This window comes from Geodermatophilus sp. SYSU D00814 (assembly GCF_054050055.1).
In genome coordinates this window covers 24340-41627 of sequence record NZ_JBJGYP010000002.1, presented here as the reverse complement: position 1 = coordinate 41627, position 17288 = coordinate 24340, and the positions used below count along the sequence as shown (strand labels likewise).

Below are 17288 nucleotides of genomic sequence, written 5' to 3'. Positions count from 1 at the left end.
CGTGTCAGACCGGGGTCTCGAGGAGCTCGCCGAGGTTGCGGTCGACCTCGTCGAGGTAGGTCTTCTCGAAGCCGAAGAGCCCGAAGTGGCCGGCGATGCTCGGCAGCACCCGCAGCTCGCTGCCGGGGACCAGGGCCTGCTCGGCGGCGCAGTCGCGGACGGGGAAGAACATGTCCTCGTCGATCGGCATGACGAAGGTCCTCGCGGTGATCCGGCCCAGCGCCGCGGCGAGGTCGCCGCCGGTGTGCCGGGCGACGTCGCCGCGCTGCCACTTCCAGGCCATGCTCAGCAGCGCGTTGGGGTCCATCGCGAGGAAGACCGCGCGGACGAACCGCTCCTGGAACTCCTCGAAGGTCGACCACGTGACGTCGGGCAGCTCGATGGTCCGCCAGAACTCCGTCTTCCAGAACTCGGTCGACAGCCCCAGCACCGCCCAGATGTCGGCGTGCCGGCGCAGCCCGTCGGCGACGTCGGTGTGCGAGCGGTACTCCCCGCCGTTCCAGCCGGGGTCGGAGGTGATGGCGTCCATCAGCGTCTGGGTGAACAGGAAGTCGTGCGGGGTGTTCTGCGCGGTGCCGGCGATGGGCGCGGCGCGCAGCACCCGCTCGGGGAACCGCACCGCCCACTCGTAGGTCTGCTGGGCGCCCATGGAGCCGCCGACGACCAGCGCCCACCGCTCGATGCCGAACAGCTCCGCGGCCAGCTGCTGCTGCGCGCGGACGTCGTCGCCGATGCGGACGTGCGGGAACCCCGACATCGCGATGTCGCCGTCGGCGTTGTGCGGGGAGGTGCACAGCCCGTTGCCGATCTGGTTGATCACCACGATGAACCAGCGGGAGGGGTCCAGGGCGCGGCCGGGGCCGATGTAGACCTGCTCCCAGGTGGCGTGGGTGCCGCTGAACCAGGTGGGGATCAGGACGGCGTTGTCCTTGGCCTCGTTGAGCTCCCCGTAGGTGGCGTAGGCCATCTGCAGGTCGGGGATGTGGCCGCCCTCCTCGAGGTCGAAGCCGCCCAGCGAGTGCAGGTGGTAGGCGCCCTGCACCTCGCGTGTGTAGAACGGGTTCTCGATCACGGGGGCTCCTCGTCTCGGCAGGTGGTGACCCCGGTCACTCTGGCGTCCCGACGGCCGACGCGCGAGAGCCGGGCGGGAACGAGTGCGTCCGCTCCGTCGCCCGGGACCTCCGCACCTGGCGTGCCGGGCCGGGGGTGGGGAGCATGCCGGCCATGTCGGGTGACACTCGCTCCGCTGTCCGGCGGGCGACGCGGGCCGACCGCCGGCCGCTGGCGGCGCTGCTCGCCGCGGCCTTCTCCGACGACCCGGTCTTCACCGCCGCGTTCCCTCCGGGGGCGCGGGCCCGGGACGCCCGGATGCGGCTGCTGTTCCGTCTCGAGGTGGCCCGCAGCGAGCGGCGCGGCGGCACGTGGATGACCGACGACGGGGCAGCAGGGGCGGTGTGGTTCCCGCCGGGCCGGTGGGCGAGCACCACCTGGGAGGACGTCGTGCAGGGGCCGGCCGCGGTGGCCGCCTTCGCCCGGGAGGCCCCGCTGGGCGTGCGGATCCGCACCGTCATGGACGCGCACCACCTCGAGCTGCCGGACCACTGGTACCTGCTGTACGTGGGCGTCGTCCCGGGCCGGCAGGGTCAGGGGCTGGGCAGCGCGCTCCTGCGGCCGGTGCTGGATGAGTGCGACCGCGAGGGACTGCCCGCCTACCTGGAGGCGACGTGCGAGCGCAGCCGCGGGCTCTACGCCCGGCTGGGCTTCGCCGACCGGGAGCCGCTGCCGCTGCCCGCCCCCGCGCCGCCGGTGTTCCCCATGTGGCGGGACCCCGCCTGACGCGCGAGAGCCCCGCCCGGACGGGGTCCGGGCGGGGCTCTCGACGAGGGGTGGAGGTGGCGGGAATCGAACCCGCGTCCTGCGACGCATCACCAGGGCTTCTCCGAGCGCAGTCCGCTGCGTCTCTGCTCGACCCTCCCGATCTCACGGACGAGACGGGATGACGGGCCCAGTCACTGTGAGGTGTCCCGTGTGCGCCCGTGACCGGCACGCACGGTGAGTCATCTAGCTGATGCCAGACACCGGGCCGATGACGAAACCCGGGCTGACAGACCCGCTCTAGCTACTCAGGCAGCGAGAGCGAAGTCAGCGCGACTGGAGTCGGCGCTTGTGTTGTTCCCGACGCGTGGTTAACGAGCTCATCGTCGGCTTCCTCGGCTCGCTTCCCCTGGTCACCCGACCGCAGTCGAGACCATTCACCCCCTGTGTAGTTGTGCACCCATCTTAACCGGGGCGGCCACCGCGTTGTTCCCCCTGCGTCCCGGCACGTCGATCATCGGCTGCGTGCCGCGTGACACGCCGGGCGACGGCGTGTCGTCGTGCACGCATCCGATGATCGACTCGGTAGCGGCAACAGCGGCAGCGCCTCAGATCCAGTCGCGGCGCTTGAACACCGCGTACAGGGTCAGGCTCACGCCCAGCATCAGCACCAGCGCGAACGGGTAGCCCAGGTGCCACGACAGCTCGGGCATGTCCCGGAAGTTCATCCCGTACACCGTGCCCACCAGCGTCGGGGCGAACAGGATGGCCGCCCACGCGGAGATCTTCTTGACCTCCTCGCCCTGCGCGATCGAGGCCTCGGTCAGCTCGCGGATCTCGTCGTTCTGCCGCTGCGCCACCAGGGTCGCGTTCACGGTGAGGATGTCGCGCAGCTGCAGCCGGAAGGCCTCGATGCGCTCGGTGACCTGGGTGACGTGGTCGGCGACGTCGCGCAGGTAGCTGCGCAGGTCCTCGTCGACGCCGTACTTGTCGAACCCGGCGGTGATCGCGGCGAGGATGCCGGTCAGCGGCTGCGCGGCCCGCTGGAACTCCAGCACCTCCTGCGACAGCTCGTAGATGCGCCGGGAGACGCCCGGGTCGCCGCGGAAGACCTCGGTCTCGATCTCGTCGATGTCGTTGGCCAGGCCCGCGACCACCGGGGAGTACCCGTCGACGACGGCGTCGAGGATCGCGTAGAGCACCGCCTCGCTGCCCTTGGCCAGCAGCGCCGGCTCGCTCTCCAGCCGCCGGCGCACGCGGGCGAGGTCGGGTGACTCGGCGTGCCGGACGGTGACCGCGAACTGCTCCCCGAGGAACAGGTGCAGCTCGCCGAACTCCACCTCCTCGGTCGCGTCGAGGTACCGGGCGGCCTTGAGGACGACGAACAGCGTGTCGCCGTAGCGCTCGAACTTCGGCCGCTGGTGGGCCTGGATGGCGTCCTCGACGGCCAGCTCGGGCAGCCCGTACTGCTCGGCGAGCTCCCCCAGCTCGGCGGGCTCGGGCCGGTAGAGGCCCAACCACACCAGCCGGTCGTCGAAGCCCTCCGTCAGCCAGTCGTGGCTCTCCTCCGCCGACGACGGCGTGGCGATGCGCCGGCCCCCGGCGTAGACGGCGTTGTCGACCAGCCGCGACTGCCGCACCGGCGGCACCGGCGCCGGCACGGGCGGCGCGGGGCGCAGCACCGGCGGGCGCGGGCGGCGGCCCAGGGTGGACAGGGCGGTGAGGGGCGCGAGGCGACGGTCGGCCATGGCGGGGGCTCCCGGGGGACGCTGGGTGGCAGGACTCAGCGGAGGCCCTCCCGTGCGCGGCCCCGCTGCAGGGGCCCGCCGCGAGCGTGCGAGCGGTCGGGGGCAGCGGGGTCCTTCAGCAAGCGGTGGGGAGGGCCTCGGGACTGGGACTGGGCGGTTCGCTGCGCACGCGCTCGCCCTCCCTCCCCGTCGGCCGGTGCCCGTCGCGCGGGCCGTCGTCCATCGTGACACGACCGCGGCGGCACGGGCTCCCCGAGAGGGTGAGTTCCCCCTCCGTTCACCCGGGGGGCGGCCGCCGGCTCACACGTCCAGGACCAGGCCCACCATCAGCGGCAGCAGCAGGACGATCAGCAGCGCGCCGAGGACGTCGAAGGAGATCCCGGACCGGATCATCTTCGTGATCGGCACGACGCCGGACCCGTAGACGATGGCGTTCTGCGGCGTGGACACCGGCAGCATGAACCCGAAGGACGCCGCGAACGTCGCGGCGAGCGCCGGCACGAACGGGTTGATCCCCGCGGCCACCGCCACCGGGATGATGATCGGCACCACCACCGCCGCGGACGCGGTGTTCGACGTGGTCTCCGAGATGATGATCGCCAGGACCACCGCGAAGACCGTGATCGCGAAGGTGCTCGTCAGCCCGAGGGTGTCGGCCGAGGCGTTGCCGATGGTCTCGGCCAGGCCGGTGTCGGCCAGCAGCGACCCGAAGATGATCCCGGTGCCGAACAGCAGGATCGTGCCCCAGTCGATCTTCGCGGCGTCGGACCAGTTGAGGGTGAACTCCCGGCTCTTCCAGTCGGTGGGCAGCAGGAACAGCAGCGAGGCCCCGAGGACGGCGACGATGCCCTCGTCGATGCGGTCGCTGATCGTCGTGTACAGGTCGGACTCGGTGCCGGCGGTCAGCGCGATGACGCCGGGGAAGATCCACAGCGCCACGGTGATGCCGAAGGCGACCAGCGTGTTCTTCTCCGCGCGGGAGACCGGGCCGAGCTCGGCCCGCTCGGCCCGCACGTACTCGTGCACGCCCTCGATCCGCTTGATCTCGGGCCGGTTGAGCAGCAGCAGGACGGCGGCCAGCGCCACGAACATCAGCGCGCAGATCGGCAGGGCCATGAGCATCCACTGCAGGAACCCGATGCGCTCCCCCGTGGCCTCCTCGATCAGCCCGCGGCCGATGAGGTTCGGCGGGGTGCCGACCGGGGTGATCAGCCCGCCGACGCTGGCGCCGTAGGCCAGCATGAGCATCAGCGCGACGCCCACCCGCAGCCGCAGCGGGTCGAAGTCGGGGGCGACGAGCCCCTTGTCCTGCAGCAGCTTGGCGATCACCGACAGGATGCCGATCGCGGTGGGCAGCAGCATCGCGACGGTGGCGGTGTTGGAGACGAACGCCGACAGCAGGGCGGTGATCAGCCCGAAGGCGATGACCACCCGCGCGGTCGAGCCGCCGACCCAGCGCATCGACAGGATGGCCATCGCGAACCGCCGGGCCACGCCGTGCTTGAGCATCGCCGCGGCGAGGATGAACGCGCCGATGAACGTGAACACCGTCGTCGACCCGAAGGGGGCGACGGCGTCGTCGGCCGGCACCACCCCGAGGACGACGATCGCCCCGACGCCGATGAGACCGCCGACCGGGATCGGCACCGGCTCGGTGATCCACAGGACGATGACGCCGAGCAGGATCGCGGCGAGCAGGTGCTGGTCGCGCGGCAGGTCCAGCGGCAGCAGGGCGAAGACGATCGTCACGACCGGGGCGAGGAAGAGCCCGACCGTGCGCCGGCCCTTCTCGAAGCGCTCCTCGGCCGGGCTGAGCCGCTGCTCCCCCAGGCTGCGGTAGGTGGCCGAGCCGCGGAACGCGGCGTCGACGTCGGTGCGCTGTCCCGGCTGGCCCGGGCGCTCGATCGTGGCCATGACGCCTCCCCCGGATGGTGTGAACCACACCATAGGGAGGACCGGTCAGCCGGGCACCTCGCCGCCGGGCAGTGGCACGTCGAACGCCACGAGGAAGCGGGCGACCATCCCGTACCCGCCGACCAGCACGGCGAGCTCCACCACCTGCCGGTCGTCGAGGTGCGCGCGCACGGCGTCGAACACGTCGTCGGGCACGGTGACGGCGCGGGCCGAGGCGTCGGTGAAGGCCAGGACGGCGGCCTGCACGGGCGTCCACCCCGGCTCGGCGGCGGCGTCCTCGGCCCGCAGTGCCTCGAGCTGCTCGTCGGTGAGCCCCGCGCGGCGGGCGATGGGCTCGTGCGCGGCCCACGGGAACCCCGCCCCGGTGAGGACGGCGACCCGCAGCACCACCAGCTCGCGCAGGTCGTCGGCGAGCGTGGTGCCGCGGCGCAGCGCGCCCAGCAGCGCGTTCCAGCCCTCGGCCACCGGCGGGCTGTGCAGCAGCAGCCGGTCGAGGGTGGTCAGCACGCCCTCCCGGCGGCCGCGCAGCAGCTCGGCGGTCGGCCCGTCGTCCGCGGCCTCGGGGAGACGGGGGCTCACCGGCCGGCGAACATGCCGGAGGGATAGGCGCCGTTGCCGACGACGGTGGTCGACAACCGCTTGCCCAGCTCGATCACCCGGGCGGTCCGCTCGGGGCCCAGGTGCGCCCACGGCGCGGTGGACAGCGCGTCGGTCTCGGCCTCGACGTCGGCTCGCAGCCGGCGCCCGGCGTCGGTGAGCTGCTCGCCGTCGAGCAGGCCACGATCGGCCAACCGGGTGAGCCCGGCGGCCCACTCCTCGTCGGTCCAGCCGCGGGTGGCCCTGGCCCAGGCAGGCAGGAAGCCGCGGCCGGTGGCGGTGTGGGTGATCAACGCCTCCAGCCCGGACAGGCCGGCACGCACCAGCACGGCCACGTGCACGTCGCCGCGCCACTCGCGCAGCAGCGTCGCGGCGTGCCACAGACGGCCGACCGGGTCCTCCGGCCAGGGGAGGTCGGCGTGGCCGGCGTAGAGCGGCCGGCCCTCGGCGGGAAGCCCCTCGCACGCCTCGGCCAGCAGGCCGGAGAGCTCGGCGACCTCCGGCGCGGCCGTGGCCTCCTCCCCGCCGAGCAGCCGGGTCAGCGAGGCGCGGGCGGCGGTGAGCCGGGCCGCGACGACCTGCTCCGGGGTGGCCAGCGTCCACGCCCGCGGCACGTGCCGGGCCACGATCGCCGGGGAGAAGTTGGAGAACGTCGCCGTCACCACCCCGGGGCCGACGGCGCCCATCGGGGCCGCGCGGCCGGCGAAGTAGACCATCCGGCCCGGGCGCAGGCCGACCGCCGTCAGGTGCTGCTCGGTCTCGGGCACGAAGTACACGTGGTCGTGCAGCGGCGCGAGGGAGCGGTACGACCGGCCCACCACCGCCGGGTCGAGGGCGGGCACGGTGGGATCGGCGCTGACCATGCCGGCGACCCTAGGCCAGCGGCGGCACCGGGTGGGCCCAGGAGTGGTAGGTGCGGGCGACGCGGAAGCCGAGGCGCTCGTAGAGCGCGAAGGCGCCGGTGGTGTTCTCCGTGTCGACGTCGAGCGCCGCCTGCCCGCAGCCGCCGGCAGCGGCTGCGGCCAGCGCGGCGGCGATGGCCGCCGAGGCGACGCCCCGCCCGCGGGCCGCGGGGAGGACGCCGATCTGGCCGAGGTGGGCGGTGCGGACGCCGGTCGCGCGGGTGTCGGCGTCGTAGACGTAGGCCAGCGCGTAGCCGGTGACCGCGCCGTCGGCGAGGGCCAGCACCGACAGCTCCGGGCGGAACGCCCTCTGCCCGGTGAACCAGGTCCGCCAGGCCTCCTCGTCGCGCTCGCTGGAGCCGTGGTGGGCGGTGAAGGAGGCGTTGTGCGCCCGGCGGACCTCGTCGTCGCGGTCCGGGTCGAAGGGGACGATCTCCACCCCGGGCGGCGCGGACACGGCGGGCAGGTCGGTCAGCGGCCGCTCCATGGCGGCGAAGAGCCGCTCGACCTCGAAGCCGCTGCGCCGCAGCAGCGACTCCAGCGACGTCATGGCGGGCCACACCGAGGCGACCAGCCGGCCGGGCAGCCCCGCGGGCGCGAGGTCGGCGTGCTGCTCGGTGCCGCGGCGCACCTGCCAGTCGACCAGCGCCCGCCCGATGCCGCGGCCGCGGAACTCCGGGTGCACCCGGCCCTCGGACCAGACGCGGAGGGCGTCGCGGCCGCCCCGGGAGGCGATCGACGTCGCCCAGCCGGCCAGCCGGCCCTCCGCCGTCACCACCGCGCGCCCGTCGCGCCGCAGGTCCACCATCTCGTTGCCCCACCACTCGGTGAGGTCGTCGGCGTCCTCGTGCTCCCCGGTGCCGTCGAGCGCCTCGGCGGCCGCGAGCAGCCCGGCGGCGGCGTCGGCGTCGTCGAGGGTGAGCGGTCGGGCGGTGAGGCCCTCGGGCAGGCCGGTCACGTCGGCAGGGAGAGCGGCCACGGGACGGGAGGGTAGGTGGGGCGGGGTGGGGGCGCGAGCGAGTTCCGGGCGCCGACGGTACGTCGCCGCCACGCCGCCGCAGGGCCGGCCGCGCGGAGGGTCGTTGTCCCCAGGGAGCGGACGTCGGAGCATGCGCTGCGCACGGGGGTCAGCCCGGGAGGTCGACATGCCCCGCTTCCTCTTCATCGGCGAGTACACACCGCAGGCGACGAAGGCCATCATCGCCGCGGGAGGCACAGCGCGACGTGCGGCCATCGAGAGGATGGCCACCGAGGTCGGCGGCCGGTTGGAGACCTTCCACTTCGCCTTCGGCACCGACGACGTCTACGCGATCGCCGAACTACCGGACGCGCGGACCGCGGCCGCCATGGCGCTCACGGTGAACAGCAGCGGGGTGGCCCGCGTGCGGACCGTGGTCCTCATGACCCCCGAGGAGGTCGACGAGGCGGTCCGGCTGCAGCCGACCTACCAGCCGCCGACCGGCTGAGCGAGGGTCAGGCCCGCCGGGTGAACAGGCAGAAGGGGTGCCCGGCGGGGTCGGCGTAGACGCGCACCACCTCGTGCTCGTCCTCGTGCCCGCCGAGCGGGGAGGCGCCGGCCTCCTCGGCCAGGGCACAGGCGGCCTCGAGGTCGTCGACCTCGACGTCGAGGTGCAGCTGCATCTGCTGGGTGCCGGGCTCCGGCGGCCACACCGGCGGCACGTGGCCGGCCTCGAGCTGGAAGGACAGCCCGGTGCTGCCGTCGGCGGGGCGCAGCGTCGCCCACTCCGGCTCGTCGTCGCGGATCGGCCAGCCGAGCAGCCGCTGGTAGAAGCGGGCCAGGCCGCGCGGGTCCGGGGTGCCGAGGACGGCGGCGGTGAGGCGGGACGTGGGCACTCAGTCCTCCAGGGCGAACAGCCGGGCGCCGTTGTCGTGCAGCACCGCGCGCAGCCAGTCCTCGCCGAGGTCGAGCCCGGCGAGGGCCGCCAGCTGCTCGGCGTAGGGGTACGGGATGGACGGGAAGTCGCTGCCGAGCAGCACCTTCTCGCGCAGCGCGCCCAGCCGCGGCCGCAGCGCCCGGTCGAAGGGCATGAGCCGCTCGGTGAACCCGGTGGCGAACATGGTGGTGTCCAGGTGCACGTGCTCGTACCGCTCGGCGAGGTCGAGGAACTCGCGGTACTCGGGCATCCCGAGGTGGGCGACCACCAGCCGCAGCCCGGGGTGGCGCTCGAGCAGGCCGGCCGCCGGCCCGGGGCCGGTGTGCTCGCCGCGCAGCGGACCCGAGCCGCAGTGGACGACCACCGGTGTCCCGGTCTCCTCCAGCCGCGACCACACCGGCTCCAGCAGCGGGTGGCGCGGGTCGAAGCCGCCCACCTGCACGTGCACCTTGAACACCCGGGCCCCGCGGTGCAGCGCCTCGGCCACGTAGTACGGCGCCTCGGGCTCGGGGAAGAACGTGGCCGAGGACAGCACCTGCGGGTGGGCGTCGGCGAAGGCGGCCGACCAGTCGTTGAGCCAGGCGGCCATCCCCGCCTTGTGCGGGTAGGGCAGCGTGGGGAACGCCCGCACGCCGAGCCGGCCGAGCACGGCCAGCCGCTCGTCCTCCGGCAGCGCGTAGTGCACCGGCCAGTCGGTGCCGTAGTGCTCCCGCGCCGCCTCGAAGTAGCCCCACACCTTGGCCTGCACCCGGGGCGGCAGGAAGTGCACGTGCACGTCGACCAGGCCGGGCAGGCCCAGCTCGCGCCAGAACCGCGGGACGTCGGCGTCGTCGACCGGCGGGGGCACGCTCATCGCAGCGTGACGACGACCTTGCCGCGCACCCGGCCGCCGGCCACGAGGTCGTGGGCCTCGGCGGTGCGCTCCAGCGGGAACGCCCGCGCGATCGACACCCGCAGCTGCCCGGCGTCGGCCATCCGGCCGAGCTCCTCGAGGTCGTGCCGCTCGGGCCGGACGAAGACGTAGCGCCCGCCCATCCCGTTGACCGCCGGGTCGACGACGCTGGCGACGCGGGAGACGTCGCGGACCTGCCGCGGCGCGTCGGCCAGCGTGTCGCCGCCGACGAGGTCGAGGACGGCGTCGACCGGCTCGGACAGCTGCCCGCTGACCGGGCCGGCCGCGTGGTCGAGCACCTCGGCGGCGCCGGCGTCGCGCAGGAAGCCGTGGTTGCGGGGGCTCGCGGTGCCGATCACGTGGGCGCCGAGCGCGACGGCGATCTGCACGGCGAAGAACCCGACCCCGCCGGCGGCCCGGTGCACCAGCACCCGGTCGCCCTCGCCGACGTCGAGCGCCTCGGAGAGCGCCTGGTAGGCGGTCAGCCCGGCCAGCGGCAGGGCGCCGGCCTCGGCGAAGGACAGCGAGCCCGGCTTGCGCGCCACGCAGCGCTGCGGGGCGGGCACCAGCTCGGCGGTGGTGCCCCACTGGACGTCGTCGCGGCGCAGGTAGCCGAACACCTCGTCACCGGGGGCGAGGTCGTGGACCGCCGGCCCGACCGCCTCGACGGTGCCGGCGAGGTCCCAGCCCGGCACGATCGGGAAGTGGTGCGGGAAGGCCCCGGCCAGGTGTCCCTCGCGGATGCCGACGTCGACCGGGTTGACCCCGGCGGCGTGCGCCCGCACCAGCACGGTGTCGGGCCCGACCGGCGGGTCGGGCAGGTCGTCGCGCAGCGCCAGGACGTCGGAGGAGCCGAACCGGTCGTAGGCGACGCCCCGCATCAGCGGCGGCCCTTGACGTACCGGCCGAACGCCTTCTGGATCTCCCGGCGGGAGTCCCGCTCGGCCAGGTCGTGCCGCTTGTCGTAGGACTTCTTGCCCTTGGCCAGCGCCAGGGTGGCCTTGACCTTGCCGTCCTTGAAGTACAGGTCCAGCGGCACGAGCGTCAGGCCGCCCTCGCGGGTCTTGCCGATCAGCTTGTCGATCTCCTCGCGGTGCATGAGCACCTTGCGCTTGCGGCGCGGGGCGTGGTTGGTCCAGGTCCCCTGCGTGTACTCGGGGATGTGGACGTGCTGCAGCCACACCTCGCCGCCGTCGACGGTGGCGAAACCGTCGACCAGCGACGCCCGGCCGGCGCGCAGGCTCTTCACCTCGGTGCCGGTGAGCACCAGACCGACCTCGTAGGTGTCGAGGATCGAGTAGTCGTGCCGCGCCTTCTTGTTCTGGGCGATGAGCTTGCGCCCCTGTTCCCGCGGCATCCTCCCAGGTTACCGGGCCGGTGCCCGCCCGCCCTCGGCCGCCGCGACCTCCCGGCGCAGCTGGGCGTACGTGGGGGCCTGCACCGGCAGGAACGCCACCTCGCGCACCCGGCGGGCGGTGTCGCTGCCGGCCAGGTAACCCGCTCCCCCGGCCACCGCCGACTCGAACCGGACCGCCTCGGCGGCGAGGTCGAGGGCGGTCAGCCGCAGCCGGGCGAGGTCGCCGGGGTGCACGCCGACCCGGTCGCCGGCGAGGTCCTCCAGCCGGCGGACGACGTCGTCGCGCCGCTCGCCCAGCGCGTCGCCGTCGGGGCGCAGGACGGCGGGCCGGTGCTCGGTGGAGGCGGTCAGCGCCGCGTCGGTGACGCCGACGGCCATCGCCGTCTGCAGCAGCACCATCGCCGGGCGGCAGACGGCGACGAAGGAGGCTAGGTCGTCGCTGAGCACGTGCCCCGCGCCGACGGCGACCCCGTCGAGGTCCAGCCCGCCGGTGCCGGTGCCGTTGAGGCCGAGCAGGTCGTAGGGCTCGGTGGGGGTCACGCCGTCGTCGGTGCGGCGCAGGCACACCACCAGCCGCCCCTCCTCGGAGGTCCGCACCGGGGTGACCACGACGGCGTCGTCGAAGAGGTTCGACGCCCAGGTGACCGTGCCCGACAGCCGCCAGCCGTCGCCGTCGCGGGTGGCGGTGACCGGCAGCGTGCCGGTGCCGGCGAGGTCGGCCAGCGCCGGGGCCATCGCGCTCGCGCCGGGGACGGTGCCGGCGCGCAGGCCGTCGACCAGGCCGTCGAGCGGCGCGGCCGGCGGGGAGGTGCGCAGGTACTCCAGCACCATCCGCTGCGACCACGCGGCGAAGGCGGTGGCCAGCGACACCGACGCCAGCCGGCGCACCATCCGCACCGCGGTCAGCAGCCCCTCGGTCGGGTCGTCGTCGTCCGTGCCGAAGGCACCGACGCCGCCCAGCCGCCGCAGGTGCAGGCGGACGTCGGCGCGCCCGGCGTCGACGTCCCCCGCCCCCGCTGCCGCCTGCTCGTGGATCCCGCTGACGTCGGCCGTCGTCATGCCCGCTTCCTACCCGCCTCCGGCTCCGGCCGCGACGGGAGGCGCGGGACCCCGGCCACCGGACGGACTAGAGCCGGACGTAGAGCCGCAGCGTGACGTACGCGGCGACGGCGGCCAGGCCCACGCCGGCGGCGGCGATGATCGGGCTGATCGTGGCGATCGCGCTCCAGTCGACCGGCGGGATGATCCCGGCCTTGATCGGCCCGGCCAGCGTCTTGTCGACGAAGAGCACCTTGGTCAGCACCAGGCCGCCGACGGCGAGCATCGCGCCGATGAGCCCGGCCAGCGCCGCCTCGAGGATGAACGGCAGCTGGGTGTACCAGCGGGAGGCGCCGACCAGCCGCATGATGTTGGTCTCGTTGCGCCGGTTGAACGCCGCGAGCTGGATCGTGTTGGAGATCAGCAGCAGGGCCGCCAGCGCCTGCACCACCGCCACGGCGATCGTCGCGTTGCGGGCGCCGTTGAGCAGGCTGAACAGCCGGTCGAGGAAGTCACCCTCGTCGCGCACCTGGTCGACGCCGTCCTGCCCGTTGGGGAACTCCGCGGCGATGACCTCGTAGCGCTCGGGGTTGACCAGCTCCACGCGGAAGCTCTCCGGCAGCGCGTCCGGCGGGGTGTTCTCGACCAGCTCGGGCTGCTGGGAGAACTGCTGCCGGAAGCGCTCGTAGGCCTCGTCCTTGGACTCGTAGAGGTAGGTGGCCACCTCCGGCGAGTCGGCGAGCTGGGTCTCGATGGCGCTGCGCTGCTCGTCGGTGACGTCGTCGGCCAGGAAGATGGAGACCTGCACCTTGTCGTAGTAGATCTCCTTCATGTCGGAGATCATCCCGGCGATGAGCAGGCCGGTCCCCATGAGACCGAGCGAGATGGCCGTGGTCAGGATCATCGCGACCGTCATGGTCAGGTTGCGACGCAGCCCGGTGGCCACCTCGGAGAGGACGAAGTTGACGCGCATGGGTTCCCTGTCGTGAGGTGCAGGAGGTGGCGGGGGGCGACCAGCGGTCAGCGGCCGACGCCGTAGACGCCGCGCGACTGGTCGCGGGTGATCTGGCCCCCGTTGAGCTCGATGACGCGGCGGCGCATGGAGTCGACGATGTGGTAGTCGTGCGTCGCCATGATCACGGTGGTGCCGGTGCGGTTGATCCGCTCCAGCAGCAGCATGATCCCCTCGCTGGTCTCCGGGTCGAGGTTGCCGGTGGGCTCGTCGGCGAGCAGCACCAGCGGCCGGTTGACGAAGGCGCGGGCGATGGCCACCCGCTGCTGCTCACCGCCGGAGAGCTCGTGCGGCAGCCGGTTGGCCTTGCCGTCGAGGCCGACCATCTCCAGCACCTCGGGGACGACGCGCTTGATGGTGCGGTGCGGCTTGTTGATGACCTCGAGGGCGAAGGCCACGTTCTCCGCCACCGTGCGGTTGCGCAGCAGGCGGAAGTCCTGGAAGACGCAGCCCATGGTGCGGCGGAGCTTGGGCACCTGCCACTTGCTCATGCCGTTGAGCGTCTTGCCGTTGACGGTGATCGTGCCGCGGGTCGGGTCGTCCTCCTTGAGCAGCAGGCGGAGGAACGTCGACTTGCCGGAGCCCGAGGAGCCGATGAGGAAGACGAACTCCCCCTTGTCGATCTCCGTCGTCACGTCATCGAGGGCCGGCCGGGGGCTGGCCGGGTAGAGCTTGGTGACGTGTTGCAATTCGATCACGAGGGGCCACGGTACCTGTCCGGAGCCGCACCCTGGTCGGTTGGCACCGAGACGCACCGGGAGCGGTTCTGCGACCTCCCCCGCTACCCAGCGGGATCGCGCTCCCACCCGCGCCGCGGTGTGACCGAGGCGACGCTCAGCCGGCCGGCACGCTCTCCTGCTGCCGGCGCCACCGGATGCCGGCCTCGATGAAGGAGTCGATGTCGCCGTCGAGCACGGCGGCGGTGTTGCCGGTCTCCTGCTCGGTGCGCAGGTCCTTGACCATCTGGTACGGGTGCAGCACGTAGGAGCGCATCTGGTTGCCCCAGCTGGAGCCCTCGCCCTTGAGCGCGTCCATGGCCGCCCGCTGCTCCTCCTGCCGCTTGGCCAGCAGCCGCGCCTGCAGCACGCGCATCGCCGCGGCCCGGTTCTGGATCTGGCTCTTCTCGTTCTGACAGGAGACGACGATGCCGGTGGGCAGATGGGTGATCCGGACGGCGGAGTCGGTGGTGTTGACGCTCTGCCCGCCGGGCCCGCTCGACCGGAAGACGTCGATGCGGATCTCGTTCTCCGGGATGTCGACATGGTCGGTCTGCTCGACGACGGGCAGCACCTCCACGCCGGCGAACGACGTCTGCCGGCGGCCCTGGTTGTCGAACGGCGAGATGCGCACCAGCCGGTGGGTGCCCTGCTCGACCGACAGCGTGCCGTAGGCGTAGGGCTGCTTGACGGCGAAGGTGGCCGACTTGATGCCGGCCTCCTCCGCGTAGCTGGTGTCGTAGACCTCGACGGCGTACCGGTGCCGCTCGGCCCAGCGCAGGTACATCCGCATGAGCATCTCGGCGAAGTCCGCGGCGTCGACCCCGCCGGCCTCCGAGCGGATGGTCACCAGCGCCTCGCGGGAGTCGTACTCGCCGTTGAGCAGCGTGCGGACCTCGAGCTCGTCGATCGCCTTGCGCAGGCTCTCCAGCTCCCGCTCGGCCTCGGCCGCGGTGTCCGCGTCGTCCTCCTCCGCGGCCATCTCGTGCAGCAGGCCGACGTCGTCGAGCCGGCTGCGCAGCTCCTCGACCCGACGCAGGTCGCCCTGCAGGTAGGACAGCCGGGAGGTCAGCGCCTGCGCGGCCTCGACGTCGTTCCAGAGGTCGGGCGCGGCGGCCTGCTGCTCGAGGTCGGCGACCTCCCGGCGCAGCCGGTCGACGTCGAGGACGGACTCGATGCTCCTGAGGGTCGTGTCGAGTTCGTCGAGGACGACGGAGAAGTCTGCGGCCACGTCGATCCAGGGTAGTGCGCCCGCGCGCCGGGGGGGCGGGGCGGCGCGGTCAGCCGGTCCGCTCGGCCATCCACCCGGGGACGGCGCCGGGCGGGCGGGGGAAGTCGCGCAGCTCCGCGAGCAGCGCCTCGCGCGGCAGCGGCGGGCCGGCGGGCTCGGCGTCGCCGTTGAACAGCGGCAGCAGCCGGCCGGTGGACCGGTCGAGGACCATCTCGGTCTGCAGCCAGGTGCCGCGCTCCGGCGTCCACATGACCCGCTTGAGCTCCTCGACGGCGGCGCGGACGGCGTCGGGCACCGCCACCGGCAGCGGCCGCCCGTCGCCGGGGTCGGCGACGAGCTCGTCGCGGCGGACGTCCCCGACCACCGTGGCGCGGTACCGGACGCGCGCCGCGCCGGCCGGCACCGCACCCAGCAGGGCGGCGCCGAGGTCGCGCAGGACGGCGGGGGTGTCGCGGGCAGCCGGGGTCACGCCCGCCATCCTCGCAGCGCCCCGCCGGGTGGCCGGGGCGGCGCCGGGTACCCCCGGTGGCATGAGCGAGCCCCGGCGGAAGCGCACCCGCGCGGACTACGAGCGCGGCCTGCCCGACCACCACGACCCGACGGCGGGCATCGGCGGCGCGGCGCCGGCGCAGTCGGCGCTCACCCTCCGGCTGGTGCTGGCCGCCTTCGGGTTGGTCACGTGCACGGTGTTCGGGATCCTGTGGCTGGGCACCGACCTGCCGGCCTGGCCCGCGGTGCTCCTGTTCGTCCTGGCCGCGGTGGCGCTGGTCGACCTCGTCGTGGTGGCCCGGCGCAAGCTGCGCGGAGAACCCGGCTAGGGCCGGAAGGTGTCGGCGGTCACGGCGGTTGCAGCCGCACGTCACCGCCGTCCGGGAGGAGCCGTCCATGCGCGCCGTCGTCTACACGGAGTACGGGGATCCCGAGGTCGTGGGCGTCGGGGAGGTCGACGAGCCGCACGCCGGACCGGGCCGGGTCCGCGTGGCCGTGCGCGCCGCGAGCGTCAACCCGATCGACTGGAAGCAGGTCACCGGCCTGATGGCCCGCGGCGCCGCGCCGGACGGGCCGGCCGTGCCCGGCGTCGACGCGGCCGGGGTGGTCGACGAGGTCGGCGAGGGCGTGACCGGCGTGCGGGTCGGCGACGCGGTGTTCGGGCTGGGCCGCGCCACGGCCGCCGAGCACGCCGTCCTCACCGCCTGGGCGCCCGTCCCGGCGGGCACCGGCCTGGAGGAGGCCGCCGGGCTCGGCGTCGCCGGGGAGACCGCCGTCCGCGTGCTCGACCTGCTCGGGCTGCCGGAGGGCGCCACCGTCGTCGTCGACGGCGCCAGCGGCGGCGTGGGCGGGGCCACCGTGCAGGTCGCCGTCAGCCGGGGGCTGCGGGTCGTCGGCACCTCCTCGCCGGCCAACGCCGACTACGTCCGGTCCCTCGGCGCGCTGCACACCCCCTACGGCGAGGGCCTGCCCGACCGGGTGCGCGGACTCGTCCCGGACGGGGTGGACGGCGCCGTCGACACCGCGGGCCGCGGCTCGGTGCGCGACCTGGTGACGCTGACCGGCGACCCCGGCAGGGTCGTCACCGTCGCCGACTTCGGTGCCGGCGACCTCGGCGTGCACGTGACCACCAGCAGCGAGGGCGCCGCGCCCCGGCTGGCCGAGGTCGCGCGGCTGGCGGCCGACGGCCGGCTGCGGCTGCCGGTCGCCGACACCTACCCCCTGGAGCGGGCCGCCGAGGCGCTGCGGCGCAGCCGCGAGGGGCACGTGCGCGGCAAGCTGGTGCTGACCCCCTAGCGCTGCGGGTCCAGCGCTCGCAGGTCTAGGGCTCGCGGGTCTCGGCGAGCACCCAGCGCAGGTAGTCGGGGTCACCGCCGGCCACCGGCACGGCGAGGACGCACGGCACGTCGTAGGGGTGCAGCTCGCGCGTGCGGGCGACCAGCGCCGGGACCAGCGAGCGGCGGGTGTGCAGCGCCACGCGGGTCTCCGGCTCGTCGTGCACCGCGCCCTCCCACCGGTACACCGAGCGGATCGCGGTGAGCTGGTGCCCGCAGGCGGCCAGCCGCTCCTCCACCAGCGTCCGCGTGTAGCCGGCCAGCCAGCCGGCGTCCGGCCCGGTGACGACGACCTCGACCACCTCGGTGTCCACGCCGCCATCCTGCGGGGCGTGCCCGGGTGCGCGC

The 17288-nt window shown here is 74.2% G+C and carries 20 protein-coding genes and 1 other RNA gene; 4 read left to right on the top strand and 17 right to left on the bottom strand.

The annotated features are described in order from the left end of the window. Positions 1–4 precede the first annotated feature (4 nt). Positions 5–1072 carry an alpha/beta fold hydrolase gene (locus tag ACI780_RS01780; protein WP_457000539.1) on the bottom strand — a complete coding sequence of 356 codons (1068 nt, stop codon included), beginning with the start codon at positions 1070–1072 and terminating at the stop codon, positions 5–7. A gap of 152 nt (positions 1073–1224) precedes the next feature. Here ACI780_RS01780 and ACI780_RS01775 point away from each other — a divergent pair, with 152 nt between their 5' ends. Next, positions 1225–1836, top strand: a complete 612-nt coding sequence (locus ACI780_RS01775; RefSeq protein ID WP_457000538.1) for a GNAT family N-acetyltransferase — start codon at positions 1225–1227, stop codon at positions 1834–1836. A 48-nt stretch (positions 1837–1884) separates the two neighbouring features. Here the strand turns inward: ACI780_RS01775 and ssrA are convergent. The 6 genes from ssrA to ACI780_RS01745 all read right to left on the bottom strand — a co-directional run bounded on the left by ssrA (position 1885) and on the right by ACI780_RS01745 (position 7955). Further along, positions 1885–2260, bottom strand: a transfer-messenger RNA (tmRNA) gene (gene ssrA / locus ACI780_RS01770). Between the two features lie 163 nt (positions 2261–2423). Beyond that, on the bottom strand, positions 2424–3563 hold the full coding sequence (locus ACI780_RS01765) for a magnesium and cobalt transport protein CorA (RefSeq protein WP_456869734.1): 1140 nt from the start codon (positions 3561–3563) through the stop codon (positions 2424–2426). Between the two features lie 300 nt (positions 3564–3863). Next, the gene (locus tag ACI780_RS01760; RefSeq protein ID WP_457000537.1) at positions 3864–5477 is read right to left on the bottom strand and encodes an SLC13 family permease; all 1614 of its coding nucleotides are present in this window, start codon (positions 5475–5477) and stop codon (positions 3864–3866) included. Between the two features lie 45 nt (positions 5478–5522). Next, a complete protein-coding gene (locus ACI780_RS01755; RefSeq protein ID WP_457000536.1) occupies positions 5523–6056 on the bottom strand; it encodes a carboxymuconolactone decarboxylase family protein in 534 nt (177 codons plus the stop codon). Further along, positions 6053–6937, bottom strand: coding sequence for an SCO6745 family protein (locus tag ACI780_RS01750; RefSeq protein ID WP_457000535.1), 885 nt, complete (start codon positions 6935–6937; stop codon positions 6053–6055). Before ACI780_RS01750 ends, ACI780_RS01755 begins: the two co-directional genes overlap by 4 nt. A gap of 10 nt (positions 6938–6947) precedes the next feature. Beyond that, positions 6948–7955, bottom strand: coding sequence for a GNAT family N-acetyltransferase (locus ACI780_RS01745; RefSeq protein ID WP_457000534.1), 1008 nt, complete (start codon positions 7953–7955; stop codon positions 6948–6950). 166 nt (positions 7956–8121) lie between these two features. Here ACI780_RS01745 and ACI780_RS01740 point away from each other — a divergent pair, with 166 nt between their 5' ends. Next, positions 8122–8442, top strand: coding sequence for a GYD domain-containing protein (locus ACI780_RS01740; protein WP_456869729.1), 321 nt, complete (start codon positions 8122–8124; stop codon positions 8440–8442). A 7-nt stretch (positions 8443–8449) separates the two neighbouring features. Here the strand turns inward: ACI780_RS01740 and ACI780_RS01735 are convergent, their stop codons facing one another. The 9 genes from ACI780_RS01735 to ACI780_RS01695 all read right to left on the bottom strand — a co-directional run bounded on the left by ACI780_RS01735 (position 8450) and on the right by ACI780_RS01695 (position 15586). Further along, positions 8450–8830 carry a VOC family protein gene (locus ACI780_RS01735; protein ID WP_457000533.1) on the bottom strand — a complete coding sequence of 127 codons (381 nt, stop codon included), beginning with the start codon at positions 8828–8830 and terminating at the stop codon, positions 8450–8452. Beyond that, on the bottom strand, positions 8831–9724 hold the full coding sequence (locus tag ACI780_RS01730) for an amidohydrolase family protein (RefSeq protein ID WP_457000532.1): 894 nt from the start codon (positions 9722–9724) through the stop codon (positions 8831–8833). It lies immediately after the preceding gene. After that, on the bottom strand, positions 9721–10644 hold the full coding sequence (locus tag ACI780_RS01725) for an NADP-dependent oxidoreductase (RefSeq protein WP_457000531.1): 924 nt from the start codon (positions 10642–10644) through the stop codon (positions 9721–9723). Before ACI780_RS01725 ends, ACI780_RS01730 begins: the two co-directional genes overlap by 4 nt. Beyond that, positions 10644–11120, bottom strand: coding sequence for an SsrA-binding protein SmpB (smpB, locus tag ACI780_RS01720; RefSeq protein WP_089404687.1), 477 nt, complete (start codon positions 11118–11120; stop codon positions 10644–10646). Before smpB ends, ACI780_RS01725 begins: the two co-directional genes overlap by 1 nt. Before the next feature lie 9 nt (positions 11121–11129). Next, on the bottom strand, positions 11130–12179 hold the full coding sequence (locus ACI780_RS01715) for a hypothetical protein (protein WP_457000530.1): 1050 nt from the start codon (positions 12177–12179) through the stop codon (positions 11130–11132). A gap of 67 nt (positions 12180–12246) precedes the next feature. Further along, positions 12247–13131, bottom strand: coding sequence for a permease-like cell division protein FtsX (ftsX, locus tag ACI780_RS01710; protein WP_456869724.1), 885 nt, complete (start codon positions 13129–13131; stop codon positions 12247–12249). Positions 13132–13178: 47 nt separating this feature from the next. After that, a complete protein-coding gene (gene ftsE, locus ACI780_RS01705; protein ID WP_089404684.1) occupies positions 13179–13868 on the bottom strand; it encodes a cell division ATP-binding protein FtsE in 690 nt (229 codons plus the stop codon). 136 nt (positions 13869–14004) lie between these two features. Continuing rightward, entirely contained in the window at positions 14005–15117 is a 1113-nt protein-coding gene (gene prfB / locus ACI780_RS01700; protein WP_456869723.1) for a peptide chain release factor 2, read from the bottom strand. 49 nt (positions 15118–15166) lie between these two features. Then, the gene (locus tag ACI780_RS01695; RefSeq protein WP_457000529.1) at positions 15167–15586 is read right to left on the bottom strand and encodes a hypothetical protein; all 420 of its coding nucleotides are present in this window, start codon (positions 15584–15586) and stop codon (positions 15167–15169) included. Positions 15587–15647: 61 nt separating this feature from the next. Between ACI780_RS01695 and ACI780_RS01690 the strand changes: the two genes are divergently transcribed. Together ACI780_RS01690 and ACI780_RS01685 are read left to right on the top strand one after the other, a co-directional pair. Further along, positions 15648–15935 carry a DUF6343 family protein gene (locus ACI780_RS01690; RefSeq protein WP_456869721.1) on the top strand — a complete coding sequence of 96 codons (288 nt, stop codon included), beginning with the start codon at positions 15648–15650 and terminating at the stop codon, positions 15933–15935. A gap of 67 nt (positions 15936–16002) precedes the next feature. Then, positions 16003–16902, top strand: coding sequence for an NADP-dependent oxidoreductase (locus tag ACI780_RS01685; protein ID WP_456869720.1), 900 nt, complete (start codon positions 16003–16005; stop codon positions 16900–16902). Between the two features lie 25 nt (positions 16903–16927). Here the strand turns inward: ACI780_RS01685 and cutA are convergent, their stop codons facing one another. Then, positions 16928–17254 carry a divalent-cation tolerance protein CutA gene (gene cutA / locus ACI780_RS01680; RefSeq protein WP_457000528.1) on the bottom strand — a complete coding sequence of 109 codons (327 nt, stop codon included), beginning with the start codon at positions 17252–17254 and terminating at the stop codon, positions 16928–16930. Positions 17255–17288: the final 34 nt, after the last annotated feature.

Coding starts and splice junctions, on each gene's coding strand:
- ACI780_RS01690 (WP_456869721.1), top strand. CDS start 15,648: ATGAGCGAGCCCCGGCGGAAGCGCACCCGCGCGGACTACGAGCGCGGC.
- smpB (WP_089404687.1), bottom strand. CDS start 11,120: ATGCCGCGGGAACAGGGGCGCAAGCTCATCGCCCAGAACAAGAAGGCG.
- ACI780_RS01715 (WP_457000530.1), bottom strand. CDS start 12,179: ATGACGACGGCCGACGTCAGCGGGATCCACGAGCAGGCGGCAGCGGGG.
- ACI780_RS01760 (WP_457000537.1), bottom strand. CDS start 5,477: ATGGCCACGATCGAGCGCCCGGGCCAGCCGGGACAGCGCACCGACGTC.
- ACI780_RS01740 (WP_456869729.1), top strand. CDS start 8,122: ATGCCCCGCTTCCTCTTCATCGGCGAGTACACACCGCAGGCGACGAAG.
- ftsX (WP_456869724.1), bottom strand. CDS start 13,131: ATGCGCGTCAACTTCGTCCTCTCCGAGGTGGCCACCGGGCTGCGTCGC.
- ACI780_RS01750 (WP_457000535.1), bottom strand. CDS start 6,937: ATGGTCAGCGCCGATCCCACCGTGCCCGCCCTCGACCCGGCGGTGGTG.
- ACI780_RS01685 (WP_456869720.1), top strand. CDS start 16,003: ATGCGCGCCGTCGTCTACACGGAGTACGGGGATCCCGAGGTCGTGGGC.
- ACI780_RS01730 (WP_457000532.1), bottom strand. CDS start 9,724: ATGAGCGTGCCCCCGCCGGTCGACGACGCCGACGTCCCGCGGTTCTGG.
- ACI780_RS01765 (WP_456869734.1), bottom strand. CDS start 3,563: ATGGCCGACCGTCGCCTCGCGCCCCTCACCGCCCTGTCCACCCTGGGC.
- ACI780_RS01725 (WP_457000531.1), bottom strand. CDS start 10,644: ATGCGGGGCGTCGCCTACGACCGGTTCGGCTCCTCCGACGTCCTGGCG.
- ACI780_RS01775 (WP_457000538.1), top strand. CDS start 1,225: ATGTCGGGTGACACTCGCTCCGCTGTCCGGCGGGCGACGCGGGCCGAC.